The sequence below is a fragment of the Methylotetracoccus oryzae genome (assembly GCF_006175985.1).
Classification (GTDB): Bacteria; Pseudomonadota; Gammaproteobacteria; order Methylococcales; family Methylococcaceae; genus Methylotetracoccus; species Methylotetracoccus oryzae.
Map to the genome: position 1 here is coordinate 129610 of NZ_SRSH01000005.1, position 24349 is coordinate 153958.

Annotated in this window: 15 protein-coding genes; 9 read left to right on the forward strand and 6 right to left on the reverse strand. The window is 64.9% G+C overall.

The features are described 5' to 3' along the window. Nucleotides 1-9 precede the first annotated feature (9 nt). The 4 genes from BWR02_RS06955 to BWR02_RS06970 form a co-directional block, all read right to left on the reverse strand. Nucleotides 10-1191, reverse strand: a complete 1182-nt coding sequence (locus tag BWR02_RS06955) for a phosphoglycerate dehydrogenase (protein ID WP_139557024.1) — start codon at nt 1189-1191, stop codon at nt 10-12. 8 nt (nt 1192-1199) lie between these two features. After that, nucleotides 1200-2282, reverse strand: coding sequence for a 3-phosphoserine/phosphohydroxythreonine transaminase (gene serC, locus BWR02_RS06960; protein ID WP_139557025.1), 1083 nt, complete (start codon nt 2280-2282; stop codon nt 1200-1202). Continuing rightward, nucleotides 2279-4873 carry a DNA gyrase subunit A gene (gyrA, locus tag BWR02_RS06965; RefSeq protein ID WP_139557026.1) on the reverse strand — a complete coding sequence of 865 codons (2595 nt, stop codon included), beginning with the start codon at nt 4871-4873 and terminating at the stop codon, nt 2279-2281. Before gyrA ends, serC begins: the two co-directional genes overlap by 4 nt. 399 nt (nt 4874-5272) lie before the next feature. Further along, a complete protein-coding gene (locus BWR02_RS06970) occupies nt 5273-6898 on the reverse strand; it encodes an ATP-binding protein (RefSeq protein ID WP_139557027.1) in 1626 nt (541 codons plus the stop codon). A gap of 285 nt (nt 6899-7183) precedes the next feature. Here BWR02_RS06970 and BWR02_RS06975 point away from each other — a divergent pair, with 285 nt between their 5' ends. From BWR02_RS06975 to gnd, 6 genes are all read left to right on the forward strand, one after another. Then, nucleotides 7184-8443 (forward strand): hypothetical protein, encoded by a 1260-nt coding sequence (locus BWR02_RS06975; RefSeq protein WP_201276189.1) that lies wholly within the window; start codon nt 7184-7186, stop codon nt 8441-8443. After that, nucleotides 8436-9518 (forward strand): hypothetical protein, encoded by a 1083-nt coding sequence (locus BWR02_RS06980; protein WP_139557028.1) that lies wholly within the window; start codon nt 8436-8438, stop codon nt 9516-9518. The genes BWR02_RS06975 and BWR02_RS06980 overlap by 8 nt, the downstream gene beginning before the upstream one ends. Nucleotides 9519-9549: 31 nt before the next feature. Next, a complete protein-coding gene (mepA, locus tag BWR02_RS06985) occupies nt 9550-10389 on the forward strand; it encodes a penicillin-insensitive murein endopeptidase (protein WP_139557029.1) in 840 nt (279 codons plus the stop codon). Nucleotides 10390-10607: 218 nt separating this feature from the next. After that, entirely contained in the window at nt 10608-12533 is a 1926-nt protein-coding gene (locus BWR02_RS06990; RefSeq protein ID WP_139557030.1) for an autotransporter assembly complex protein TamA, read from the forward strand. After that, a complete protein-coding gene (locus tag BWR02_RS06995; RefSeq protein WP_139557031.1) occupies nt 12533-16531 on the forward strand; it encodes a translocation/assembly module TamB domain-containing protein in 3999 nt (1332 codons plus the stop codon). The genes BWR02_RS06990 and BWR02_RS06995 overlap by 1 nt, the downstream gene beginning before the upstream one ends. Before the next feature lie 309 nt (nt 16532-16840). Next, nucleotides 16841-17848 carry a phosphogluconate dehydrogenase (NAD(+)-dependent, decarboxylating) gene (gnd, locus tag BWR02_RS07000; protein WP_139557032.1) on the forward strand — a complete coding sequence of 336 codons (1008 nt, stop codon included), beginning with the start codon at nt 16841-16843 and terminating at the stop codon, nt 17846-17848. A 185-nt stretch (nt 17849-18033) separates the two neighbouring features. Here gnd and BWR02_RS07005 read toward each other — a convergent pair whose 3' ends face one another. Next, on the reverse strand, nt 18034-19356 hold the full coding sequence (locus tag BWR02_RS07005; protein WP_139557033.1) for a pyridoxal-dependent decarboxylase: 1323 nt from the start codon (nt 19354-19356) through the stop codon (nt 18034-18036). Nucleotides 19357-19607: 251 nt separating this feature from the next. Between BWR02_RS07005 and BWR02_RS07010 the strand changes: the two genes are divergently transcribed. Together BWR02_RS07010 and BWR02_RS07015 are read left to right on the forward strand one after the other, a co-directional pair. Then, on the forward strand, nt 19608-21326 hold the full coding sequence (locus BWR02_RS07010) for a proline--tRNA ligase (protein ID WP_139557034.1): 1719 nt from the start codon (nt 19608-19610) through the stop codon (nt 21324-21326). A 262-nt stretch (nt 21327-21588) separates the two neighbouring features. Then, nucleotides 21589-22026, forward strand: coding sequence for a hypothetical protein (locus tag BWR02_RS07015; protein WP_139557035.1), 438 nt, complete (start codon nt 21589-21591; stop codon nt 22024-22026). 292 nt (nt 22027-22318) lie between these two features. On the opposite strand, the gene BWR02_RS07020 is transcribed toward BWR02_RS07015, so the two are convergent. Further along, complete coding sequence (locus BWR02_RS07020; RefSeq protein ID WP_139557036.1) at nt 22319-22849, reverse strand: hypothetical protein; 531 nt, start codon at nt 22847-22849, stop codon at nt 22319-22321. 237 nt (nt 22850-23086) lie between these two features. On the opposite strand from BWR02_RS07020, the gene BWR02_RS07025 reads away from it, so the two are divergent. Continuing rightward, complete coding sequence (locus BWR02_RS07025; protein ID WP_139557037.1) at nt 23087-24127, forward strand: PD40 domain-containing protein; 1041 nt, start codon at nt 23087-23089, stop codon at nt 24125-24127. Nucleotides 24128-24349: the final 222 nt, after the last annotated feature.

A 24349-nucleotide genomic window follows, 5' to 3' on the forward strand; every position in this document is an offset into this window, starting at 1 on the left:
CCTGCCGGATCAGTCCTGACCGTTGCCGCACGCGATGCGTGCCGACAACACGCCGCTGATACCCCGGATCGCCTCCAGGGTGGTGTCCGGCACCGGGTTGTTCAGGTCGATCAGCGTGTACGCATAGTCACCGCGGGACTTGTTCAACAGGTCCAGAATATTCAAATTGGCATCCGCCAGCAGGCTGGAAATCTGGCCGACCATGTTGGGGACATTCTCGTTGGCGATCGCCAGCCGGCAACCCTCGGTCCGCGGCATGAAAACCTCGGGGAAATTGACCGAGTTGCGAATGTTCCCATCCTCGAGGAAATCACGGATCTGGTCGGCGACCATGACCGCGCAGTTCTCTTCGGCCTCGGCCGTCGACGCACCGAGGTGTGGCAGGACGATGGCCTTGCCGTTGCGGACCAGCTGCGGCGAGGCGAAGTCGGTCACGTATGTGCGGATCTTGCCGCCATCCAGTGCGGCAAGCACCGCGGCCTCGTCCACCGTCTCGGCGCGCGAGAAATTCAACAGCACGGCGCCCTGACGCATCGAGCCGATGCGGCCCGCGTTGATCAGCCCGCGCGTCTGGTCGTTCAGCGGGACATGGATCGTGACCATGTCCGAACGGCTGAGCAAGTCGTCGATGCTTACGGCTTTCGCGGCCGAGGAGGACAATTGCCAGGCGCTGTCGACCGTCAACATCGGGTCATACCCGACGACATCCATGCCGAGGGCAATGGCCGCATTCGCCACCCGGACCCCGATCGCACCGAGCCCGAGCACGCCCAGCGTCTTGCCGGCAAGTTCCGAGCCGCCGAACTGCTTCTTGCTCTTCTCGACTTGCGAACTGATCGTCTCATTGTCGCCTTCGAGGTGACGCGCGAAATCCCAGGCCTGGCAGATGTTGCGACTCGCCAGCAACATGCCGGCGATCACCAGTTCCTTGACCGCGTTCGCATTGGCGCCCGGCGTGTTGAAAACGGGAATGCCGCGCTTGGTGTACTCGGCCACCGGGATGTTGTTCACCCCCGCACCGGCACGACCGACCGCCTTCAAGGAATCGGGAATCGGCAGGCCATGGAGTTTGAACGAGCGCAGCAGGATCGCATCGGGGTGTTGTATCTCCGAGGCGATCTCGTAGCGGTCGCGTGGCAGGCGCTCCAATCCCTTGGGCGAAATGGCGTTATGAGTCAGAATCTTGTACATGTGGAACCTCAGCCGTAACGGCGTTCGAAATCGCCCATGAAGGCGATCAGCGCATCGACGCCGGCCTCCGGCATCGCGTTGTAGATGCTGGCGCGCATGCCGCCCACCGAGCGATGACCGTCGAGCGTCACCAGCCCCGCGGCCTTCGCTTCCTGCGTGAAGGTTTTCTCGAGCGAGGCATCGCGCAACCGGAACGGCACATTCATCCGGGACCGGACCGCCGGATCGACCGGATTCGAATAGAAATCCGAGGTATCGATGACACCGTACAGCTTCGCGGCCTTGCGCGCGTTGCGCTCGCCGATCGCTTCCAGCCCACCTTCGGAGCGGATCCATTCGAGCATCAGGCCCAGCAAATACCAGTTATAGGTCGGGGGCGTGTTGATCATCGAGCCGCCGTCGGCCTGCGCCCGGTAGTCGAATAGCGAGGGTGTGTGCGGCAGTGTCTCGCCCATCACGTCGTCACGCACGATAACGACGGTGATGCCGGCAGGACCCAGATTTTTCTGCGCGCCGGCATAGATCACGGCGAAGCGCGAAACGTCGATCGGGCGCGACAGAATGTTCGAAGACATGTCGCATACCAGCGGCAGGCCGGCAGCATCCGGGATGTCCGGGAATTCGACGCCGCCGATGGTCTCGTTCGACGTGTAGTGCAGGTACGCCGCATCCGGATCGATCTGCCAGGTGGCCCGGTCCGGAATCATCAGATACTTGTCGGCCTTCGAGGTCGCCGCGATCTTGACCTCACAGAAGCGCTTGGCTTCGGCGACGGCCTTTTCCGACCACAGGCCGGTCTCGACATAGGCAGCGGACTTCTTCCCGCGCAGCAGGTTGACCGGCACCATCGCAAACTGCGTGGTCGCGCCACCCTGCAGGAACAGGACTTTGTAGTTGTCCGGCACGCCCATCAGTTCGCGCAGATCGGCTTCGGCCTTGGCGGCGATCGCCATGAACTCCTTGCCGCGATGGCTCATCTCCATCACCGACATGCCGCTGCCGGCATAATCCAGCATCTCTTCCCGGGCACGATTCAGGACGGCCTCGGGCATCGTGGATGGCCCGGCGCTGAAGTTGTACACACGTTTCATTCGTCTAACTCCAATACATCATCAAAATTCTCGTCGTCGCCGGCATCATCGTCGCCTTCGCCCGGCAGATAGGGTATGCGGTCCATCCCTACAACCTTCTCGCCGGACGTCAGTCGGATGACGGTCACGCCCTGGGTATTGCGGCCGAGCACGCGAATCTCCTCGACCCGGGTGCGGACCAGCGTACCGGCGTCGGTGATCAGCATCAGTTCGTCCTGGTCGGCAACCAGTGCCGCGCCGACCACGGCGCCGTTGCGCTCGGTGGTCTGGATCGCGATCACGCCCTGCCCGCCGCGGCGATGTTTCGGGAAATCGCTGACGGGTGTGCGCTTACCATAGCCGTTCTCGGTGACGTTCAGTACCGTGCCCTCGGTGCCGATCATCAGCGCAATCACGCGCTGACCTTCCTGCAGCGTCATGCCGCGCACCCCGACCGCGGTGCGCCCCATCGAGCGGACCTCGACCTCGTTGAAGCACACGGCCTTGCCGGCGTTGCTGAACAACATCACGTCCTGCTGTCCGTCCGTCACGGCGACGTTGACCAGGCGGTCGTCGACGCGCAGGTCGATCGCAATCTTGCCGCTGGGTCGCGGGCGTTCGAATTCGCGCAGCGGCACCTTTTTGACGATGCCGAGCGTCGTGGCCATGAAAATGAAATGCGCCTCATCGAACTCGCGTATCGGCAGGATGGCGTTGATGCGCTCACCGTCCTCCAGCGGCAACAGGTTGACGAACGGCTTGCCGCGTGCGGTCCGACTGGCGACCGGCAGATCGTAGACCTTCAGCCAGTACACCTTGCCGACGCTCGAAAAGCACAGGATCGTGTCATGCGTGTTCGCCACGATCAGCTTCTCGATGAAATCCTCTTCCTTGGTTGCCGCGGCGGCCTTGCCTCGCCCGCCGCGGCGCTGTGCGCGGTAGGCCGACAGCGGCTGCGACTTGACGTAGCCCTCATGGGACATCGTCACGACCATGTCTTCCTCGGTGATCAGGTCCGCGGTCGACAGATTCAGATGGCCTTCGATGATCTCGGTCCGCCGTGCGTCGCCGAACTGGTCGCGCACGGCCATCAGTTCGTCGTGGATCACTTCGAGTAAGCGGCGGTCACTGGCCAGAATCGCGAGCAACTCATCGATCTGTCCCAGCAGCGCCTTGTATTCGTCGACGATCTTGTCCTGCTCCAGGCCCGTCAGGCGGTGCAGACGCAGATCGAGGATGGCCTGGACCTGGGCCGGCGACAAACGGTAGAACCCGTCGACGAGGCCAAACTCGGCCGTGAGCAACTCGGGGCGGGAACGTTGCGCGTCCTCGGCCCGCGCCAGCAAATCCGCCACCACCCCCGGGCGCCAGGTCCGCCCGAGCAGCCGCTCCTTGGCTTCGGCCGGGTTGGCCGAGGTCTTGATCAGTTCGATGACTTCATCGATGTTGGCCAGGGCCACGGCCAGGCCTTCCAAGACATGAGCGCGCTCGCGCGCCTTGCGCAGTTCGAAGATCGTCCGCCGGGTGACCACTTCGCGGCGGTGGTCGATGAACGCTGCCAGCATTTCCTTCAGGTTGAGGCAGCGCGGCCGCCCACCGAGCAGGGCGACCATGTTGATGCCGAACACCGTCTGCATCTGGGTCTGCTGGAACAGATTGTTCAGCACGACCTCGCCGCTCTCGCCGCGCTTCAGCTCGACGACCATGCGCATGCCGTCCTTGTCGGATTCGTCACGCAGGCCCGATATGCCTTCAAGCTTGCCTTCCTTGACCAACTCGGCGATTTTTTCCATCAGCCGGGCCTTGTTGACCTGATACGGCAACTCGGTGACGACGATGCTTTGCCGACCGCTGTCCTCGGCGCCTTCGAAATGGCTCCGGGCCCGGATATGGATGCGCCCGCGGCCGGTATGGTAGGCCTCGCGGATGCCGCTGGCGCCGTTGATGATGCCGGCCGTCGGAAAGTCGGGGCCCGGCACGTGTTCCATCAATTGCTCGATGGTGGCCGCGGGGTTCTCGATCAGCAACAGGCAGGCGTTGATGACTTCGGTCAGGTTGTGCGGCGGAATGTTTGTCGCCATGCCGACGGCAATACCCGCCGAGCCGTTGACCAGCAGGTTGGGCACGCGCGTCGGCATGACCGACGGTTCGCGCTCCGACTCGTCGTAGTTCGGCACGAAGTCGACGGTCTCCTTGTCGAGATCCGACAGGAGTTCGTGGGCGATCCGCGCCATGCGGACTTCGGTGTAACGCATCGCCGCGGGCGGGTCGCCGTCGACCGACCCGAAGTTGCCCTGGCCGTCGATCAGCATGTAGCGCAGCGAGAACGGCTGCGCCATGCGCACGATGGTGTCGTAGACGGCCGAATCGCCGTGCGGATGATATTTACCGATCACGTCACCGACCACGCGGGCCGATTTCTTGTACGGTTTGTTCCAGTCGTTGCCGAGTTCGTGCATCGCGTAGAGCACGCGGCGGTGCACCGGCTTAAGCCCGTCGCGCACGTCCGGAAGCGCCCGTCCCACGATCACGCTCATCGCGTAATCGAGGTACGACTGCTTCATTTCATCTTCGAGATTGACCGGGATGACTTCCTTGGCAAACGAACCCATGGCAACTCTTGGTCTGATTCAGCGTCTCAACAGGGACGGAGCAAAGAATAAGCCCTCAGCGGGATGCGGGAGCCCCAGCGAATGCGGGGAAGCAGCGTCGGCAATCCACTGAAACGGAAAGACCGCGCATTATAGCAGAACCCTTTCCCGGTCAGTTGCCTGAGCGGGTTGCCCGCGGTCGAAGCGGCAGTGGGCGCCTGCGTTGCGACCCCCCTGCAAGCTGCGGCGTAACCATTCACCACCCCTCATGCTGGGTAGTGGGAGCGGGCCGGGAGGGCGAGACCGTCTGCGGGAGGGAACCCGCACGCTAGCCTCCAGGGACGGATTCACGGCGTGTCTTGGCTTCCCCGCCTGCTCCCGCGAGGGGGAAGCGCGAACCGTTACATCTGCGGCGAGGGCTCAACGTCCCTGGCGCCACCACCGGCCCACGATGCCCTCGATGTCCAGGTCTTCCGGGCCGTCGCGCCAACAACCGTGATAATCGACGTCACTGCTGTTCGGCACCGGATCGGGCCGGTCGATCTGAAAGCGGATCGGCACCGGCACCGCCTCACCCAGGGCCATCGCCTCGCCGCGCCCGAGCGTGGTCAGCACATTCACGAAATCCGATTCGCCCTCCGGAACCAGCTGCCGCACGTAAGCCTGATCGTCGGGATTCGTCAGCCGGAGGCAGATGTATGTTCCGCATTGCGACAGGACCGTCTCGGACAGTTCTTGCGGACGTTGGCTGACGACCGCCAGCGCGACGCCGTATTTGCGCCCTTCCTTGGCAATGCGTTCCATCGACTTGCGCGCACCTGCGAAACTCGATCCGGGGTCCCGCGGAATGTAGGCGTGCGCTTCCTCGCAGACCAGCAGGATCGGGAACTCCCGGGCGCGCGGATTCCAGTAATTGAATTCGAAGGCGAGGCGCCCGATTTGCGCCGCGATCCCGGGGCGGATGTCGAACGGGACCGGGCTGAGATCGATCACGTTGATGGCACGCTTCGGAGACCCAAGCCCGACGAAGTCGCGCAACAGGCCGGGAAGGCTCTCGGAGCAGTTCCGGCGTGACGGATTCAGCAGGAAGTCATAGCGCCCGTCGGCCAGCCGGCTTTGCAGCTTGATCAGGAACTGATCGAACTGGCCGAACAGCGGCCCGCGTGTCTTGCCGAAGTCGGTCCGGAGTTCATTGGCCTCCTTGAAGGATTCATAGACCCGTGTCAGCGGGAAATAGACCGGCGAATCCACCGAAATCGACTGCAGTCCAAACTGCGCGCCATTCTTGCGCTTCAGATCGAGCACGATGTCACGCAGAAAAGCGGTCTGCACGGGCGCGTTGCCGTCGTTCGGATCGATCAGGAGATCGACGAGTTCGGCGAAGGTCATCAGCCAATAGGGGATTTCCAGTTGACGCGCGTCGAGGTAGCGGACGCAGTCCGGATCGAAGGCGCTGCGCTCGGAGCCGTCCCGGTCGACCCAGCAATACTCGCCGTGGAGATCGAGCAGAATGATGTGCGCGCGCGGCCTCGTCGCCACCAGATGCTGCAACACCGAGGCCACCGCCCAGGACTTGCCGGAACCCGACTGACCGAGAATCGCGAAATGACGGCCGCACAGACTGGAGGGATCGAGAAACACCCGGGCTTCCGGGTAATCCTTCAGCCGTCCCAGCGGAAAATCGAGAGGTCGGACGCCGGCAAAGATGGCGTCGACATCGGCTGCCGTGACTGTCCTGACCTCGGCGCCGGGCAGGGGGTAATCGCTGATGCCTCGCCGGAAGCGGCCCTCGGCGGTGATCTCGCCCAGCGGATTCACGATCAGCGTGCCGCCTGCCGCGGTGGGAATCCGCGCATCCAGCCCGCGCATCTCCTGCACGACGGCGATCAGGCGGCTCGTCGCCTGCTGCAGCGTGACAAAGGTGCCGACCTGGCCCCGGGCGCCGGGGCTGTCAGCCTCCCCCGGCGGATCCGCGAGCAAACGTGCGGAGATGCGTCGGCCCCTGATTTCCCACACATGCCCAATCAAAACGTTATCGTTCGTCATCGTCGCCCTCCCCTGCCGGCTCCCGAAAGCTTAGCGCAGATGCCGAGCCGGCCTGCCGCGCGCCGTCAAACCCGAAATGGGTGACGTTGTCATCGAACTCCTTATGTTCGTACAATTCCGATCAGTACAGTGGTCCATGATCGGCGGGCTCTCGAACAGGCAAACGACGATGGCCATCTGCGCAAACAACAATAAGAACGATAAACACGCCCCGCTATTGCTCTCGGCCGCCGGCTGCGCCGCCGTCGGGGACCCCGGCCACTGCTGCGACGATCTCAATCCGACATGACCTCATCCATCTGGCGTATTGGCCAATTCCTGAATTCGGTCCAGACCAGCTTCGTCGGACTGCTCCAGATATGGTCCATTCCTCTGGTGCTGTTGTTGAGCCTGGCCTCTGGCTACACCACCTACTACGGGCTATCGCACTTCATCACCGACTGGATCGCTGTCGTCATCACGGTCGCCGTGCAGTCGGTCATCGTGATCTGTTCGCTCGAACTGGCGAGCGTGCGCTGGCGCGCCAATCTCACCCGCTTCATCACCGTCAATGTCACCTTGGCCATCGCGGTCTTCGTGTCGGTTTCGTTTTCTTACTTCAAGTTCTATGAGCTGTCCCACCGGGACACCATTCTGCTGGATCGCGAGCGGCAGCTGAACACCGAGGTCAATGGCTTCTTGACCGCGGTCACGCGGCAGAAGGCGGCGCTGATCGCAGACCAGCGCACGCGCATGGAGAAATCGGCGCTCGAGGCGAAGCAGGCTTTTCTCAATGCGCTGCCGAGTCAGCAGCAGAATCGCCGGGGAAAGATCGGGCGTGGGCGCGTGTGGAGCCACTTCAACCAACTGCAGCAGTCGGAGCAGTCCCGCCTTAAGGAACTGGCGTCCCAGTTGCAGGCCCTGGATGCGCCGATCCAGGAGGCGCGATCGGCCTTGCAGCGCTTCTCGCTCGATCTCGGCAATGCGGCCGCGTACGATCAGGTGATAGCCGCGGTCAACAACGTCAGCGGCGTTGCCGAGCGGTTGATCGCCGGTCAGGGCGGCGAAACCGTCGCCCCGCCGAAACTCGTCAGCTATGGCAGCTTCGCACGCGGCATGACGCCGTCGTTCGCAATGTGGGAAGACCTTTCCTGGTTCGCACTGGCCTGCGCTGCCATGGTCGACTTCTTCACGCTGGTGCTGTCCTACCGTCTGGAATTCACGGCGCCGGGCCCGTTGACCGACGAAGAGCGCGATCTGGCCTTTCGCGGCATCGTCGAGTTCAATGAATTCCGTATCAACGACGACGACGAACTGGAGTTCGTCATCGAGAAAACCGAGTTGGAACGCGCGCGTCGGTACGCCGACTGGTTGCGGATGTTCGTCGTGGCCTTCCTGTTGAACCGGGGATTTCTTCGCAAGGTGGACCGCCGGTCGGTGGAATTCGCGCCGAACCTCTATCCGATCATCGCCGATCGTCTGCGCACGGATGCCGAGGGTCTGGCGCGCCTGCCCGATCCGGGCGAGCGTTTGCGGGTCCTGTTGAACCCGAAGAGCCATGGCTGACGATACCTTCGAGGACGCGACCTGGGAGGCCGGTTTCGAGGGCGATAGGGCCGTCGTCGTCTCCCGGCTGGGTGTCTTCCGCCGCGTCTTTCCGCGGCCGCAGCGCTATTCCCGGCGCTTTTTTCACGATGTCTACGAATTGCCGATCGAGGAGTGGACGCTGCCGATACCCTCGCGCGAGCTGCTGCCCGGCTGTTTCGTGGAAACCTCGGTCGAACTGCGCTTCCAGCCCACGTTCCGCTATGCCAGCCAGGATCTAACGCGTCTTCCCGCGTTGGGATCGCATATCCGAAACTCATTCCTCACCTTGCTCACCGATATCGTCGAGGAAGAGCTCAAGTCGCTGGAAAACCCCGTTTGGCTGACGGACGGCTGCCACGCCATCGAGCGTCGGATCGTCAACGCGATTCAGGAGACCCTCGCTCTGCGCGACATCCAGAGCCGGGTGCGCTGCACGGTCACGGTCGATCTCGAAGGCTTGATCGGGGCGTCGCTGGATGCGCCCACAGAGGACGTCCGCTACCGGGCCCTGCGCAACGAACTCCTGCGACGCCGAAACGAATTGCTCGAGGCCGAGAGTCAACGCCAGCTCGAACTGGAGCAACGTGAGCGCGAACGGCGTCTGGCAGCGGAACACGAGGCGCTCGAACTGGCCCGCAAGGAAGCGGAGTTGCGTCAGGCCGCGCGCGAGCGCGAGCTCGAAGATCTGCGAGCCGAAATCGCCGCCGAGGAACGGCGCCAGGCCGAGCAACGCCTCAGTGAGGCGCGGCAGCGCGAGGAACAGCTGCGGACCGAGGCCCATCTGCGCGATCTCGAGCGGGACATCGACCTCAAGGACCAGGACCGCCGCGCCCGGATGGTCGAGGATACCGAGGACCGACTGAAGCGCGAGATCGAACTGCTGGCGCTGGAACGGCAGCGTCTGATCCTCGAAGAAGAGATCCGCGATATCAAGATCGCCAAGGCCAAGGGCTGGGTCATCAATGCCAAGCGCCGCTTTTCGCTGGGACGGAACGCCGATCCCGACAAGTCGGCGGAGGCCGATCTGGACGACGGAGGCAAGGGAGATGAGTAGGTTGTTCCGTAAGCCGAGACCAGCACACACGATGACGAATTCCCTCCGCTGCCTCGCTGCGGCCGGCCTGCTGCTGACTGCGGGGTTTGCCTGCGCGAAAGAGTGGTCACAGGTGACCAATCCGGCTCCCGGCCGTCCTCAGGCGATCGGTCAGACCTCCAAAGGCTGTCTGGCCGGTGCCGTGGCCCTGCCGGCCGATGGTGTCGGTTATCACGTGATGCATCTCGAGCGTCACCGGAACTTCGGACATCCCCATCTGGTGGACATGATCGAATCTATCGGCCGCGCGACGGCGCGTGACCGGCTCGGCGTGTTGCATGTGGGAGACTTGTCCCAGCCGCGCGGCGGACCCACGCCTTTCGGGCACCGCAGCCACCAGACCGGACTCGATGTCGACGTTTGGTTTGCGATGGACTCGTCGCTGCTGGGCCGGGCGGATTCCCTGCGCTCCAACCTCGATGCACCGAGCTTGCTGAACCGCACCGGCAGCGGCCTGAATCAGATGTTGTGGGACGACAAACATGCCCGGGTGCTGGAATTTGCCTCCCGCGTCCCCCGGGTCGAGCGCATCTTCGTCAATCCGCACATCAAGCGGGAACTCTGCCGCTCGACGACCGGCGACCGCTCCTGGTTGCGCAAGATTCGCCCTTGGTGGGGTCATGACGACCATTTCCATGCCCGCCTGTCGTGTCCGCCTGACAGCCCGCAATGCGAGTCCCAGGAGCCCTTGCCGGCGGGGGATGGCTGCGACAGCTCGATGGACTGGTGGTTCCGGGCCCCGACGACGACACCCACGCCTGGCCGCAAGGCCCCGCACCATATCGAGATTTCCCGGATGCCCAAGGAATGTCAGTGGGTGTTGATGGATTGACGGGGTTGCCAGGCGGCGTCGGTATGCCGCGATCCTGCCCCGGCACGCTGGCCCGCTGCGTGCATTGCGATCCCGCTTCGGAACCCCGCGCGGCGAGCGGGGTAGCCATCTGATCCGCAACTGCCCGACCGGTCGCCGCAAGACCTCATCGCGCCCGGCCCCACTGGCCGCGCCACTGCGAACGTCTGGTCCCATCGAGGGGGCATTCCCGATAGGCCATGGCTCGCCGGTCGTGCCGCGCGGCTGAAACCGCACCGGCAGCCCCCGGAGGGCTCCGGCCTGCTTTGGTCCCGTGGCGATCGGAATGGGCCGCCTGCGGTGCCCGTGGCCTGCGCTGGCTGCCAACAGCCGTTCTGCTGATCGTCATCACCAACGCGAACGCGGCCGACCCGCAGCCCTATGCCGTCACCCTGCGCGAGACGGGCCAGACCGAGCTCGATGCGGCCTTGAAGGACGTCTCGAACCTGCTCAGCCTGCAGGAAGGCGCCCCGGTCGGGCCGTTTGCTCTCGTGGCGAGGGCACGTGAGGACAGCGAGCGCTTCGTCAGCGCGCTGCGTAGCTTCGGCTATTACGATGGGAAAGTCAGCGTCACGATCGGCGGCAAAGGACTCGACGACGCCGGCCTGCTGGCGCGCCTCGACCGGGCGCCCGCGGATCCGCCGATCCCGGTGCTCGTTGCAGTCGAGTTGGGTCCCCTGTTCCGTCTCCGCAAGATCGTCGTCGAAGGGGATGCGCCCGCCGACGTCCGGGCGGAGCTAGGGCTTTCCCCTGGTGCGCCGGCCGCCGCGTCGCTGGTGCTGGCCGCGCACGGCCGCCTGATCGATCTGTTGCGACAGAAGGGCCACGCGCTCGCCAAGGTCGATCCGCCGATCGCGACCTTGTATACCGCCGACAAGGTGCTCGACATCACGTTCAAGGTTGACGCCGGCCCCAGCGTCGATCTGGGAAAGATCTCCGTGACCGGCGCCGACCGCATGCGCGACAGCTTCCTAGAACAGCGCGTCATGGTGTCCCCGGGGGAACCCTTCAATCCCGAGGCGATCGAGAAGGCGCGCCAGGATCTCTCCGCGCTCGGGGTGTTCTCGTCGGTGCGGGCGCGCCCGGCCGATGCGCTGGACGAGCAAGGCCGACTCCCCATCGAGTTCTCCGTCACCGAGCGGCCACAGCGGGTGGCCAGCATCAGCGGCGCGTATTCGACCGACATCGGCGGCAGCGCCGGCGTCTCATGGCGCCACCGCAATCTGCTCGGCAGCGCCGAACAGCTCAATCTCAGTATCGGCATCTCGCAACTCGGTGGCAACAGCACCATCGGGGTGGGCTACAACGGCGCGATCACGTTCATCAAGCCGGACTGGCTGCAGCGGGAGCAATCCTTCCAGGCCAGTCTCGGCGCCGTCAAACAGCACTTCGATGCGTTCGACCAGACGGCCGCGAGCACCGGTGTCCTGGTCAACCGGCGCTTCTCGGAACACTGGGGCGGAAGCCTCGGCCTCGCGGGCGAGCAGGAGAGCATCACGCAGCAGGGCGCGACCTCGGACTATACCCTGCTGAGTCTGCCGGCCACGCTCAAGTACGACGATACCGACAACCTCCTCGATCCCACGGAGGGTATCCGGGCAGCAGGACAATTCACGCCAATCCAGCCGGTGGCGGGACGCATCTCCGAACCGTTTGCGCTGTCGCAGGTGGCGGCATCGACCTATTTCGACATCGCAGACCCCGGGCGCAGTATCGTTGCGCTACGCGGCCTGATCGGGTATGCCATCGGCGTCAGCCAGTTCGACCTGCCGGCCGACAAACGTTATTACGCCGGTGGCAGCGCAACTGTCCGCGGCTTTCGCTTTCAATCGGTCGGCCCGCGATTTCCGGACAACCGGCCGCAAGGTGGCACGGCCGTCGCAGCCGGTACCCTGGAGTTCCGGCAGCGCTTCTTCGAGGACTACGGCGCTGTCGCCTTCGTGGATGCCGGTCAGGTATCGGCGAACGGCGCGCCTTTCACCGCCGGCTGGCGCATCGGTGCCGGACTGGGCGCGCGCTATTACACTTCCCTCGGCCCCATTCGCATCGACGTGGCCGTGCCGGTGACGCCCGAGGCGAACAGCGGGTCCTTCGAACTCTATCTCGGTCTCGGGCAGGCTTTCTGATGCGACGCCTGGTCCTGTGGCTTACACGCATCCTGGTGGGCTTGGTCCTGCTGCTGACCGGTCTGCTTCTCTTCCTGAACACGGCGCCGGGCTTACGCTTGATCGAGCGCGTCACACCGTTGCTCAGCGAAGGTGAGGCCGCGATCTCGGGTTTGTCAGGACGGTTTCCGGACCGCTTGCGGGTCGCGCGGATCGAGTTGATCGACCCGGCCGGGGTGTGGGGTCACCTTGACGACGTAGCGCTCGACTGGTCCGCCCGCCACCTGTTCCAGGGCCGCGCCGACATCGATCGCCTTACCGTGGGCCATATCGTCATGCAGCGGGTGCCGGAATACCCTGAGGATCCCGAAGAAGATAACTCCCTGCCGCTGTTTTTTGCGTTCCGCGAACTGTCCGTCGCCCGTTGCGACCTCGCCGCCACGGTCGCAGGAGCTCCGATGAGTTTACGCATCACCGGCAGCGGCGACCTCAGCGCCCTGGACCGGGGGAGCGCCGACCTGCAGATTGAACGCACCGACGCTCCCGGCAGCTATCGTCTCGTCGGTGCCGTGAGCCCCGACGGAACCCAGCTGCAGGCCATCGTCAACGAGCCTCCTCAAGGTCTGCTGGCGGGTCTCGCAGGACTGCCCGATCTCGGTTCGATTCAGGCCCGGGCAAGCATGGAGGGTCCCTGGTCGGACAGTCGCATCGTTTTGAATCTGAAGGCCGGTCCGTTGCGCGCCGAGGCTGGCGGCGCAATCGATTGGTCCGCCAGCACCGCCCGGGTGACCATCAAGCTGACGGCGCCGGCCATGAAGCCGCGCCCGGATCTGTCCTGGCAGTCCGTTCAGGTGACTGCGCACATTGACGGACCCTTTGCCGGCCCCAAGGCCAACGGCAGCGCGCAGATTGGGCAGTTGACGGCCGGGGGAGCGACCGTCCGCAGCCTGACCGCCGATCTTCGCGGGGACGCCGAGCGAGTCCAGGTGCAAGCCGAAGCATCCGGCGTGAGATTGCCCGGCCCCAGCCCGGGCTTGCTCGAGAACCATCCCCTGACGTTGTCGGCATCCGCCGATTTGCGCGCGAAGAACCGGCCGATCGCTTTCAAGCTGCGGCATCCCCTGCTCGGCGTGGATGGCACGGCAGTCACCGTCGGCAAGCGGCAGGTCGAAGGCAATCTGGCGCTGCCGGCGCTGGCACCGGTCCTGGCCGGTTTCGGGGTCGACCTGCAGGGCACGGCGGCCCTGGACTTTCGCGTCACCGAGCAGCAGAACGGCCTGCAAATCGATGTGAATGGAAAGCTGGCGACCAAAACCGGCGCTGCTCCATTGCCCGCATTGATCGGACCCGCCGCGACGTTCCGAGCGGCCGCGCAGATCCGGGGCACGGAGGTGACCCTCCCGCAGTTTCAGTTCGACGGCAAGGCGCTGTCGCTGGCCGCCGACGGAAGCGCGAGCCCGCAGGCCGTTGCCCTGAAGTACAAGCTCGCGCTCCTTGACCTCAAGGCCTTGTCGCCGGAATTGCGCGGGCGCCTGAACGTCGATGGCGCGCTGACCGGGCCACCGGCGGCGCTGGCGCTGGATGCCACGCTCGCCGGCGACGTTTCGGCCCGTGGGATACCGAGCGGCCCGTTGAACGCGAAACTCAAGGTGACCGGCCTGCCCGGCCAGCCGTCGGGGACACTCACCGCGCAAGGGAGCCTGGAGAATGCACCGTTGTCCCTGTCCGTCGCTGCGACGCCGGTGTTCGGCGGCGAGGTCAGTGTACGGATCGATAAACTCGACTGGAAGAGCCTGCACGCGACCGGTGCTCTGTCGTTGCAACCGGGGTCGGTCGTGCCGATCGGCAAGGTGGAGGCACGCGTCGGTCGCATGGAAGACCTGCGGCGTCTGGCCCGTGCTCCGCTGACCGGTACGCTGACCGTCACCCTGGACACCAGCCGCGGCGACCGGGCCATGCAGGCGCGCCTGAATGCGGAGGGGCATGACATCGGTATCGAAGGGACGGCCGTGGCCGCGGCGCTCAGCTTGCAGGCCACGGCGCAGGATCCGCTCGTGCATCCGGTGTTCAGCGGACAGTTGGCACTGAAAGGCCTGAGAACGGGTACCGTCGAGGGCGGTTCGTTACGCATCGACGCGTCCGGTCCCGCCGAGGCGCTGGCCACGCGGCTGCAGGCCGAGTTGCCGGGTGTCCGCGGCGCGCCCGCCGCTCTGACGGCCACCCTGGTTCTGGATGCCATGCAGCGCGAACTCGAACTGTCGGCCCTGCAGGCTACCTGGCGGCAGGAAGTGCTCCGGCTGCGACGCCCGGCGCATCTCGGGTTCGGAGACACGCTCGCGGTCAGCCGGCTGAGTCTGGCGTGGCGGCAAGCGTCCCTCGACGTGGACGGGCGCGTGTCGCCGGATCTGGACCTTACCGCGGAATTGCGTGATGTTCCGGCCGACGCCTTGGCTCTGATCGACCCCGATTACGCTCTGGACGGTCGGCTGCAGGCATCCGCCCGCCTGAATGGCCCGCCGGCACAGCCCCGCGGTTCGGTGCGTGTCGATGTGACCGGTGTGCAAGGTCGCTCGGGTGCTGCCCGAGGTCTCCCGGCCCTTAATTTCAGTGCCAATGCACTGCTCGACGGCGAGATTGCGCGCCTCGATGGTCGCTTGACAGGGGGGCCGAACGCCCAGATCACGCTGCGCGGCGACGTGCCGCTGCGACCGTCACAGCCGCTGAACCTGCAAGCGGACGGGGCGGTTGATCTGAAGTTGCTGGATCCCCTGTTGATGGCAGAGGGCCGGCGCGCTCGAGGCCGCATCGCACTGAATGCCGGTCTCCGGGGCACGCTGGGCGAGCCGGCCATCACGGGCGGCTTCCAGCTGTCGCAAGGCGAATTCGAGGACTATGCGATCGGCTTGCGCCTGTCCGACCTGACCGCATCGGTACAGTCGGACGGCGATCGGCTGCGGATCGACCGACTGGAAGCCCATGCGGGGCCGGGTCGTATCGACATGCGTGGCAGCATCGGCGTGCTACAGGCGGAGCTACCGATCGATCTGACCCTGACCGCCCGCAACGCACGCCCGCTGTCCAGCGACCGGATGACCGTCACGCTCGATTCGAACCTGACGCTGCATGGCGATGCCCACCAGCGCTTGGCCGCGGCCGGCAACATCCACATCCGCCGGGCCGAGATCCGTATTCCGGAGCACATTCCCGCCACGATTGCCGTGCTCGACGTGCGGGTGCCGGGTGCGCCCCCTCCCCCGCCGCCCGCAGCCGGTCCGGACATCGGAGTCGACCTGACGATCGATGCCACCGACGAGATCTTCGTCCGGGGCCGCGGCCTCGATGCCGAGATGTACGGAAAGATCCACCTGCTCGGCACCGCGAACGCACCGCAACCGAATGGCCGTTTCGCGATGCGTCGCGGGCAGTTCACCTTGATGGGCAAGACGCTGACCTTCAGCCGCGGCGAGGTCGGCTTCGACGGCGGCACGCTGACCAATCCGACGCTGGATTTCGTCGCGAATGCGACCAACAACAACATCACGGCGACGCTCGCCGTCGGTGGCACGGCCCGTAAGCCGAAGATCACGCTGACCAGCGTGCCGGAACTGCCGCAGGACGAGATTCTGGCGCAATTGCTGTTCGGCCGGGGTTCCGCCGCCCTGAGTCCGCTCGAACTGGCGCAGATTGCCGGTGCCCTTGCCTCGCTGACCGGCGTCACATCGGGTCTGACGAATCCCCTCGAAACGGTGCGCAAGGGACTGGGACTGGACCGCCTCGCGGTCGGCAGCACGAAAGCCGGTGCGCCCACACTGGAGGCGGGGCGCTATGTCGCGCCCGGCGTCTACCTCGGCGCGAAACAAGGTTTCAGCGGTGGTAGCGCCATCCCGCAGGCCGCGGTGCAGATCGACGTTACCGAAGGACTCAAGCTCGAGGGCACGGTCGGAGCCGGCAACAACAACGCCACGGCAACCAGCACGGGCGCCAGCAGTGCCGGCGTGCTGTATCAGTTCGAATATTGACCGCAGCGGTGGGCCGCCTGTCACCCGCCCGGCGGGTGGCGTGCCATCGACGATCCAACTCAAACGACCCGAGCCCAAAGTCCGCGCCCGACACCAAGCCGTCAACCAGTTCCAGTAAAATCACGCGCGGCCGCGGGGAATGGGGCGCAGCCGATCGGCGTTCGATGGTGCGTTACTTGCTAGCTCCCCGCCAGGAACCTCGGGTGACCGGGCGTGCGCAGCGCAACGGCGCCGCAACGCGGTGGCCGCAGACGCCGCCGGGCGTCAGCCACTCAACCCTCTACGATTACAGAACTTTGGAGTGACACGATGCAATTAGGCATGATCGGTTTGGGTCGCATGGGCGCCAACATGGTGCGCCGCCTGCTCAATGCGGGCCATCAATGCACGGTCTACGATGTGAACCCGGAATCGGTACGTTCGCTGAGCGCGGCCGGCGCCCACGGCACGAGCGACCTGGCGTCGTTCGTGGCGGGCCTGGAAGCGCCGCGCGCCATCTGGATCATGCTGCCGGCGGCCATCGTCGATTCGACGATCACCCGGCTCAAGGAGCATCTGGAGCCCGGCGACATCCTGATCGATGGCGGCAACACGCATTACATCGACGACATCCGGCGCGCGAAGGAACTGGCGCCGGAAGGACTGCATTACGTCGATGTCGGCACCAGTGGTGGCGTCTGGGGACTGGAACGCGGCTACTGCCTGATGATCGGTGGGGAAACCAAGACCGTGCAGCACCTCGACCCGATCTTCCGGACGCTGGCCCCGGGCCAGGGCGATGTGCCGCCGGCCGAGGGTCGCGACGGCCGCATCGGCACGGCGGAACAGGGGTATCTGCATTGCGGTCCCGCCGGGGCCGGGCATTTCGTCAAAATGGTCCACAACGGCATCGAGTACGGCATGATGGCCGCCTATGCCGAAGGCTTCAACATCCTGCACCGCGCCAATATCGGCAAACAGGGCCGGGCGGCCGACGCGGAGACGACGCCGCTGCGCCACCCCGAACACTATCAGTACGACCTCGATCTCGGCGACATCGCCGAATTGTGGCGCCGCGGCAGCGTGGTCACCTCGTGGCTGCTGGACCTGACGGCCAACGCGCTGTCCCAGTCCCCGGACCTGGGGCATTTCGGCGGACGCGTGTCCGATTCGGGCGAAGGCCGCTGGACCATCGAGGCCGCGATCGCGGAGGGCACGCCGGCGCCGGTACTCACTGCAGCCTTGTTCCAGCGTTTCTCCTCCCGCGGTGAAGACGAGTTCGCCTGCAAGATTATCTCGGCGATGCGCTACCAGTTCGGCGGGCATACCGAAAAGTAACCCATCCCGAGAGGCGGGCAGCCGTGACAAGACCTGCGGCAGGCTGCTGATGCCTGCCCGTCGGCTCTCTTGCATGGCGGTGTGATTCGCCCGAGTCTCAGGCGATCCCTGCCCCGCTGCACCGAATCCCTACGCGGCGGCGCCCGCCGTCGTGCCGCCGCGCCCATCTCCGCCCCGCTCGACACTCAGGTCGGCACGCGGGTATCGGCTTCCAGGTCGGCGAGGAACTCGCTCAGAATGGCTTCGCTGGCGTGCGGCATTACGACCACATGCGCGCACTCGTCCGCCTTGCCGTCAAACGACTGACGCATCGTGGCCAGCGAATACTTCGTGATGAGCGCCTGACTCGGCTGACGAAAACACACGGTGTTGGATAGTTCGTTCGCCCGGGTTGCCCGGTACTGGGGCAAGCGGGTGCGTAGCTGATCCAGCAGCCAACCGGTTCGCTGCAGGATGCCGTTCGCGTTCTCCGTCAGTGCCGCGCGCGCGCCAGTGGTCGTGAAATAGTGGAATTCCGCCGGCTTGACCGCGTCACGTGAACACGTGATGGTGCCCGGAACATGGCGTATATATTCGGGATTGTGGACGCGACTGAAATGGCGGTGGAATTCCTCAAAGCTCGCCGCCGTCGTCAGGTAAAGCCCGGCCGGTGCCGGAAATCCGAAGAACTTGTGGCAGGAGACCGCGATCGAGTCGTAACGGGCCGGGATACCCGAAGATCCCCCCCGCAGCAGTTCGACCGCATGGCGGGTGTACGGCAGATAGCCGCCGAAGAGTGCAGCGTCCAGATGGACATATGCGGCATGGCCTTGTAGTGCGGCCTGGATTTCGTCCAGCGGATCGATCGCACCCTTGAAGGTGGTGCCTAACGTCGGGACGACCAGCGCCGGGCTATCGGCATTGGCCGCCAGTTTCTGCTGCAGATCCGCCGGGTCCATACTGCCGTCGGGCCGCGTGCCGACCAGCACCCGCTCGATGCCCAGCAGATCCTGCAGGATCTGGATCGAGTAATGCGCCTCGACCGTGAAATAAGCCTTGGGCAACACCCCTGTACGAGCCTTCAGCAGGGTCCGGCCCATGTACATGCCATGCATATTGCTGTCGGTGCCGCTGTTCGACACGAAGCCCCAGGTGTCGTCCGGAGCGAAGCCATAGAGCGGCGCGAAATCCAGGATCACCCGCTTTTCGATGTCGCGGGTGTCGTACAGCATCGAGCTGCGCTCGAACGGATTGCCCACGTTGTTATACGCCACACGCCCGATGCCGACGGCTTGGAGTTGTTGCCGCCAGGCGAAGAAGTCGTCGTTCGGCATCAACATGTTGATCGGGTAACCCAAGACGCGATCCCGCAGTGCCGTCCGTCGCGCCTTCACCGCGAGCGACCGTGCATCGGTGGTGACGACTGGCGCCCGGTCCTTCAGGCGCACCAGGCTCGCCGGAGCGCAGCCGCCCGCCAGCGTCAGCATGCCGAGTGCGGATTGGCCCAGAAAGCGGCGTCGTGTCAGCATGGTCGTCCTGCTCGTTTTTAACTCGTTTTTTAATGGGTGTCGTGGTCCGAGAGCGACCGGATCAGCTCCGACGGCTTGTGCCGGTGCGTCGACGCCGGAGGTACCGCCGCCGGCTCGCGGCGGTATCTTAATCCCGCAGGCCCCGAAATGGCGCGTCAGGGCATGCCGGAACCTTGCTGCGAAGCTGACGGTCCGGGGCCCCTGTCGCTACAATAGCCAATCGAATGCAAACACAGGACGCTCCCCCCACCATGCGCACCAGCCAGTTCCCGTTGAACACCGTCAAGGAAACGCCCGCCGACGCCGAGATCGTCAGCCACAAACTGATGCTCCGAGCCGGGCTGATCCGCAAACTGGCTGCCGGCCTCTATAACTGGCTTCCCCTGGGTGTTCGGGTGCTGCGCAAGGTCGAGCGCATCGTGCGCGAGGAGATGGACCGTACCGGCGCGCTGGAGGTGTTGATGCCCGCGGTGCAGCCCGCCGAATTGTGGATGGAGTCCGGTCGCTGGGAACTGTACGGGCCCGAACTGGCGCGCCTGAAAGATCGCCATGACCGCGACTTCTGCCTCGGCCCTACGCACGAGGAGATCATCACCGACCTGGCGCGAGGCGAGATCAAGAGCTACAAGCAACTCCCGATCACCTACTACCAGATCCAGACCAAATTCCGCGACGAGATTCGTCCGCGCTTCGGCGTCATGCGGGCGCGCGAGTTCATCATGAAGGATGCCTATTCCTTCCACCGCGACCGGGAATGCCTGCAGCAGACCTACGACGCAATGTACCAGGCCTACAGCCGTATCTTCACACGCCTGGGCCTGGAGTTCCGGCCGGTGTTGGCGGATACCGGCGCGATCGGCGGCAGTCTGTCGCACGAATTCCATGTGCTGGCCGATTCGGGCGAAGACGCCATCGCGTTTTCCGATCAGAGCGACTACGCCGCTAATGTCGAAATGGCCGAAGCCGTCAGCCCGACCACCCCGCGCCCGCCGACGGCCGAAGCGATGGAGAAGGTGGCCACGCCCGGCAAGAAAACCATCGAAGAGGTCAGCGAGTTCCTCGGTCTTCCGCCGCAGCGTGTCGTGAAGGCCATCGCGGTCATGAGCGGCGAGCAGTTCCATCTGCTGCTGCTGCGCGGCGACCATGAACTGAACGAGATCAAGGCCCGCAAGCTGCCGGAACTGGCCGAACTGCGCTTCGCGGAGGATGAGGAAATCGAGCGGTACATGGGTTGCCGTGCCGGTTATATCGGCCCGGTCGGTGCACCGGAAACCGTTAGCCTCATCGCCGACCGCGCCGTGCTCGCCCTGAACGATTTCGTCTGCGGTGCCAACGAGGCCGGGTTTCACTACACCGGGGTCAGCTTTGACCGCGACCTGCCCGAGCCGGAGCGCGTCGCCGATCTGCGGAAGGTGGTCGAAGGCGACCCCAGCCCGGACGGCAAAGGCACGCTGCGCATCGCCCGCGGCATCGAGGTGGGCCACATCTTCCAGCTCGGCACCAAATACAGCGCGGCCATGAAGGCCGAGGTGCTCAACGAGCAGGGACAGAGCGAGGTCGCGATCATGGGGTGCTACGGCATCGGCGTCTCGCGCGTCGTCGCCGCGGCCATCGAACAAAACCACGACGAGCGCGGCGTCATCTGGCCCGAACCGATCGCGCCGTTCCAGGTTGCCCTGGTGCCCATCAACATGCACACCTCCGAACGGCTCGCCGCGGCTGCCGAGGAACTTTACGGCACCTTGCGCGAGGCTGGATTCGACGTGTTGTACGACGATCGCAAGGCCCGGCCCGGCGTCATGTTCGCCGACATGGAACTCATCGGCATTCCACACAGGGTCGTGATCAGCGAGCGCGGCCTCGATGCCGGCACGCTGGAATACCGGGGGCGCCGCGACGCCGAGAGCCAGAACGTGGACCTGATCAGCATCGTCGATTTTCTGCACGCCCGCATGAACGCGAGCAGCTGAAACGCCTTCTAGAGAGGGATTCACCGCGGCGCCGGCTTGGCGCCCGGCCCCGTTTGGTGCACGACTGCACTGCAACGCAGCATTCCTGCGACTGCCGCCGATAGCTGTCACGTTTGGGGAGTCCGCCCGATGCGGTACGGCACCCACGCTACCTGCTGGCCTTTTTGTTGCTTGGCACGTATCAGATGAAACCGCTGGGCTACGGTCCCGCTGCGGGGCGGGCAGCGACAGGTAGCCCCGAATCCGAATCGCGAGATATCCCGTGAACTTCATCCAGAGTAAACCCATCGCTGAACTGCGCGCGCTGATGCGCGCGTATCCGTGCCTGAGCGGTCTCTCCATCGCGGTGCCGACTCTGATCCTCGTTGGCGATGCGGTGCTCCCGACGCTGGGCCATGTGTTGCACCTGTTGATCGAAGTGGTCGAAGTGCCGCTGGAGCACCTGCTTGAACACTTGCTGCACCTGTCGCCCCGGCAGGCGCAGGGCGTGCTTGCGTGGACCGCCCTGGCCGGGCTGATCTACCTGCTGATCCGCTTTGTGCAGAAGACGATTGCCGAGACGCGTCGCGCAACGGCGGCGACCACCGAAGCCTTCCGCAGCCTGAAGGGCAATCTGGGCCCGACGCTGCGCGAGCGCCCTGCGGCCACGCTCACGCTTACCGTCGGTCTGCTGGGCGCCATCGCCTTCATGATGTTCTGATCCCTCGGGTCTGCTGTGAGCCCTCTCGGCGAATCGCGCAGCGTCGAGGGCAACGCTGGTTCGCCCTGAGGGCCGGGCTCCTACAAGGAAACTCTCGGGCGCAGCGCGATCGCGGATGCGACGGGTTTGATCTGTCCGTCGGGCGGTAACCGGCATCCCGAGGCGTGTCTGTAGGAGCCGAGCCCTCTCGGCGAATCGCGCGGCGTCGAGGGCAGCGTTGGTTCGCCCGGAGGGCCGGGCTCCGACGGGGAACCTCTCGGGTGCAGCGCCATCATGGGCCTGAAGAATTTCGCTATTGCGGTGGTTTCAGCGGCCCCCAGTTCTCGTAGCGCCCGCCGCTGCCGGGTTGGTGCTGATAGACCAGCACCCGAAAGCCATTGCCGAAGGACGCACCGATCATGGCCATCGGCGCCAGCGGTCCGGCATAGAACAAATGGATCGTGTCGATGCCCTGGCGCATGAATTCGGCACTGCGGTCGCGCACCTCGTAGAGCAATTCCGGAATCGCCTCGGGCGTCAGCGGCTTGTCGCGAAACACCCGCGCGATGCGCTCCTCGGGAATGTCCTTCAAGCCCTCCTCGCCCATGCGAAAATTCTCGACCTGCACGCGAATGTCCATGTTGGATTTCAGGTCCACCAGGAGAATCGCCGGGCGCTGGCCCGGTTCGCGCCGCACCTGATCGAACCACCGCTGCCGCCGCCGGCGGCGTCCAATGACGACGTCCCACCAGGTCCAGAAAACCGGGACCGCCAGTACCAGCCCGAGCCAAATCCCGATCGGATCCAGGACATTCATCGTAAAATCGTGCAGGGCATCAAGCATGGCGAACGCGGTACCAGGTAAACAAGCCCGGCATTTTCGCATTCCGCGCCCTGTGCGCGCAGCTTCGGTACGGGTTCACGGTTCCGACGTCTTTGTGGATGTGTGATCGGTTGCGGCCGGGTCGCATCGATCAGTCGCCTTGATGAAGATCGGCCAAAGAGGCCGGCGCCTTTGTCCATGCTCATCATTGTTTCGAACGGGTCCAGGCACCGTAGCGTGCCGAGAGGTTGCAGGCCAATGAAAGCTGATGTCGGACGAATCCTGCGCGCACTGACCGCGCTGCTGTTGACCGGGGGAATTGCCCAAGCCATGCCGGGTATGGACATGACCGGAGGGGTCGGCACCGAGCCTCCCGCCACTTCGCACCCCATGGGCGGCGGGCTGGCATCCGCGGGCTCGAACTTCGAGATCACCTACAGCGCCGACGGCAAGACGGCCCTGTTCACGTCGACCCGCCCCGGGAGCATCGAGTCGGGGACACCCTACAACTTCGATATCTGGCTGGCCCATAAGGTCAACGACGTGTGGCAGCCGCCCGTCCCGCTGGGGCCGGGTATCGATCCGACCGTCGGCCCGAATCTCAACACGCCGGCCTGGGAACTGGAGGCCAGTTTCTCGGACGACGGCCAACTGATCTATTTCACGCGATACGAGGCCGGCAACCTGTCGACGGGCGATCTGTACGTCGCGCAGCAGGTAGACGGTGTCTGGCAGCCGGCCCGGAACTGGAATGACGTCCCCGAGCTGCCGCACCTCAACACCGCGACCGGCGAGGAACATTGCCCCGTCATCGCTTCCGACAGCCTGATTTACTTCAACTACCAGCAGCCCGGCGTCACGCAGGACAGCGATGTCTGGAAGGTCGAAAAGAAGAATGGCGTCTGGCAACCGCCGCAGAGCCTGGGACCGCGCCTCAACTCACCGTACCGCGATCATTTGCATTGGACCGGCCTGTCACGCGACGGCCAGAGCCTGATCGTCACCAGCAACCGGCCCGACCTTGCCTCGCGTGGCGGGCACGACGAATGGATTGCGTACCGGAACGCAAAGGGTGACTGGCAGGAACCCCTGAATCTGGGCGATACGATCAATACTGCCGGCGAGGATATGTGCTGGACCTTCACGCCCGACGGCCAGCAGTTCACCGGCGGCTGGGGACCGCAGGGCAACTTTGACTTCACGCCGCGCTGGGTCAGTAAGAACGACATTCCCTTGTTGAAGAACTTCGAGCCCATCGGTCCCCCGCCGAACCTGCTCGCGGCCCACCCGGTGAAATAATGGCAACACCGCGCGCCGCGCGAATTCCGGAAGCTCGACCGTAACCATTCACCCCCCATTGCTGGGTAGTGGGAGCGGGTCGGGAGGGCGAGGCCGTCTGCGGGAGGGAACCCGCAGGCTAGCGTCCAGGGACGGATTCACGGCGAGTCTCGACCTCCCCGCCCGCTCCCGCGAGGGGGAGGCGTGAACCGTTACGCCCGGCCCGGGTCCGACGCCTAAATC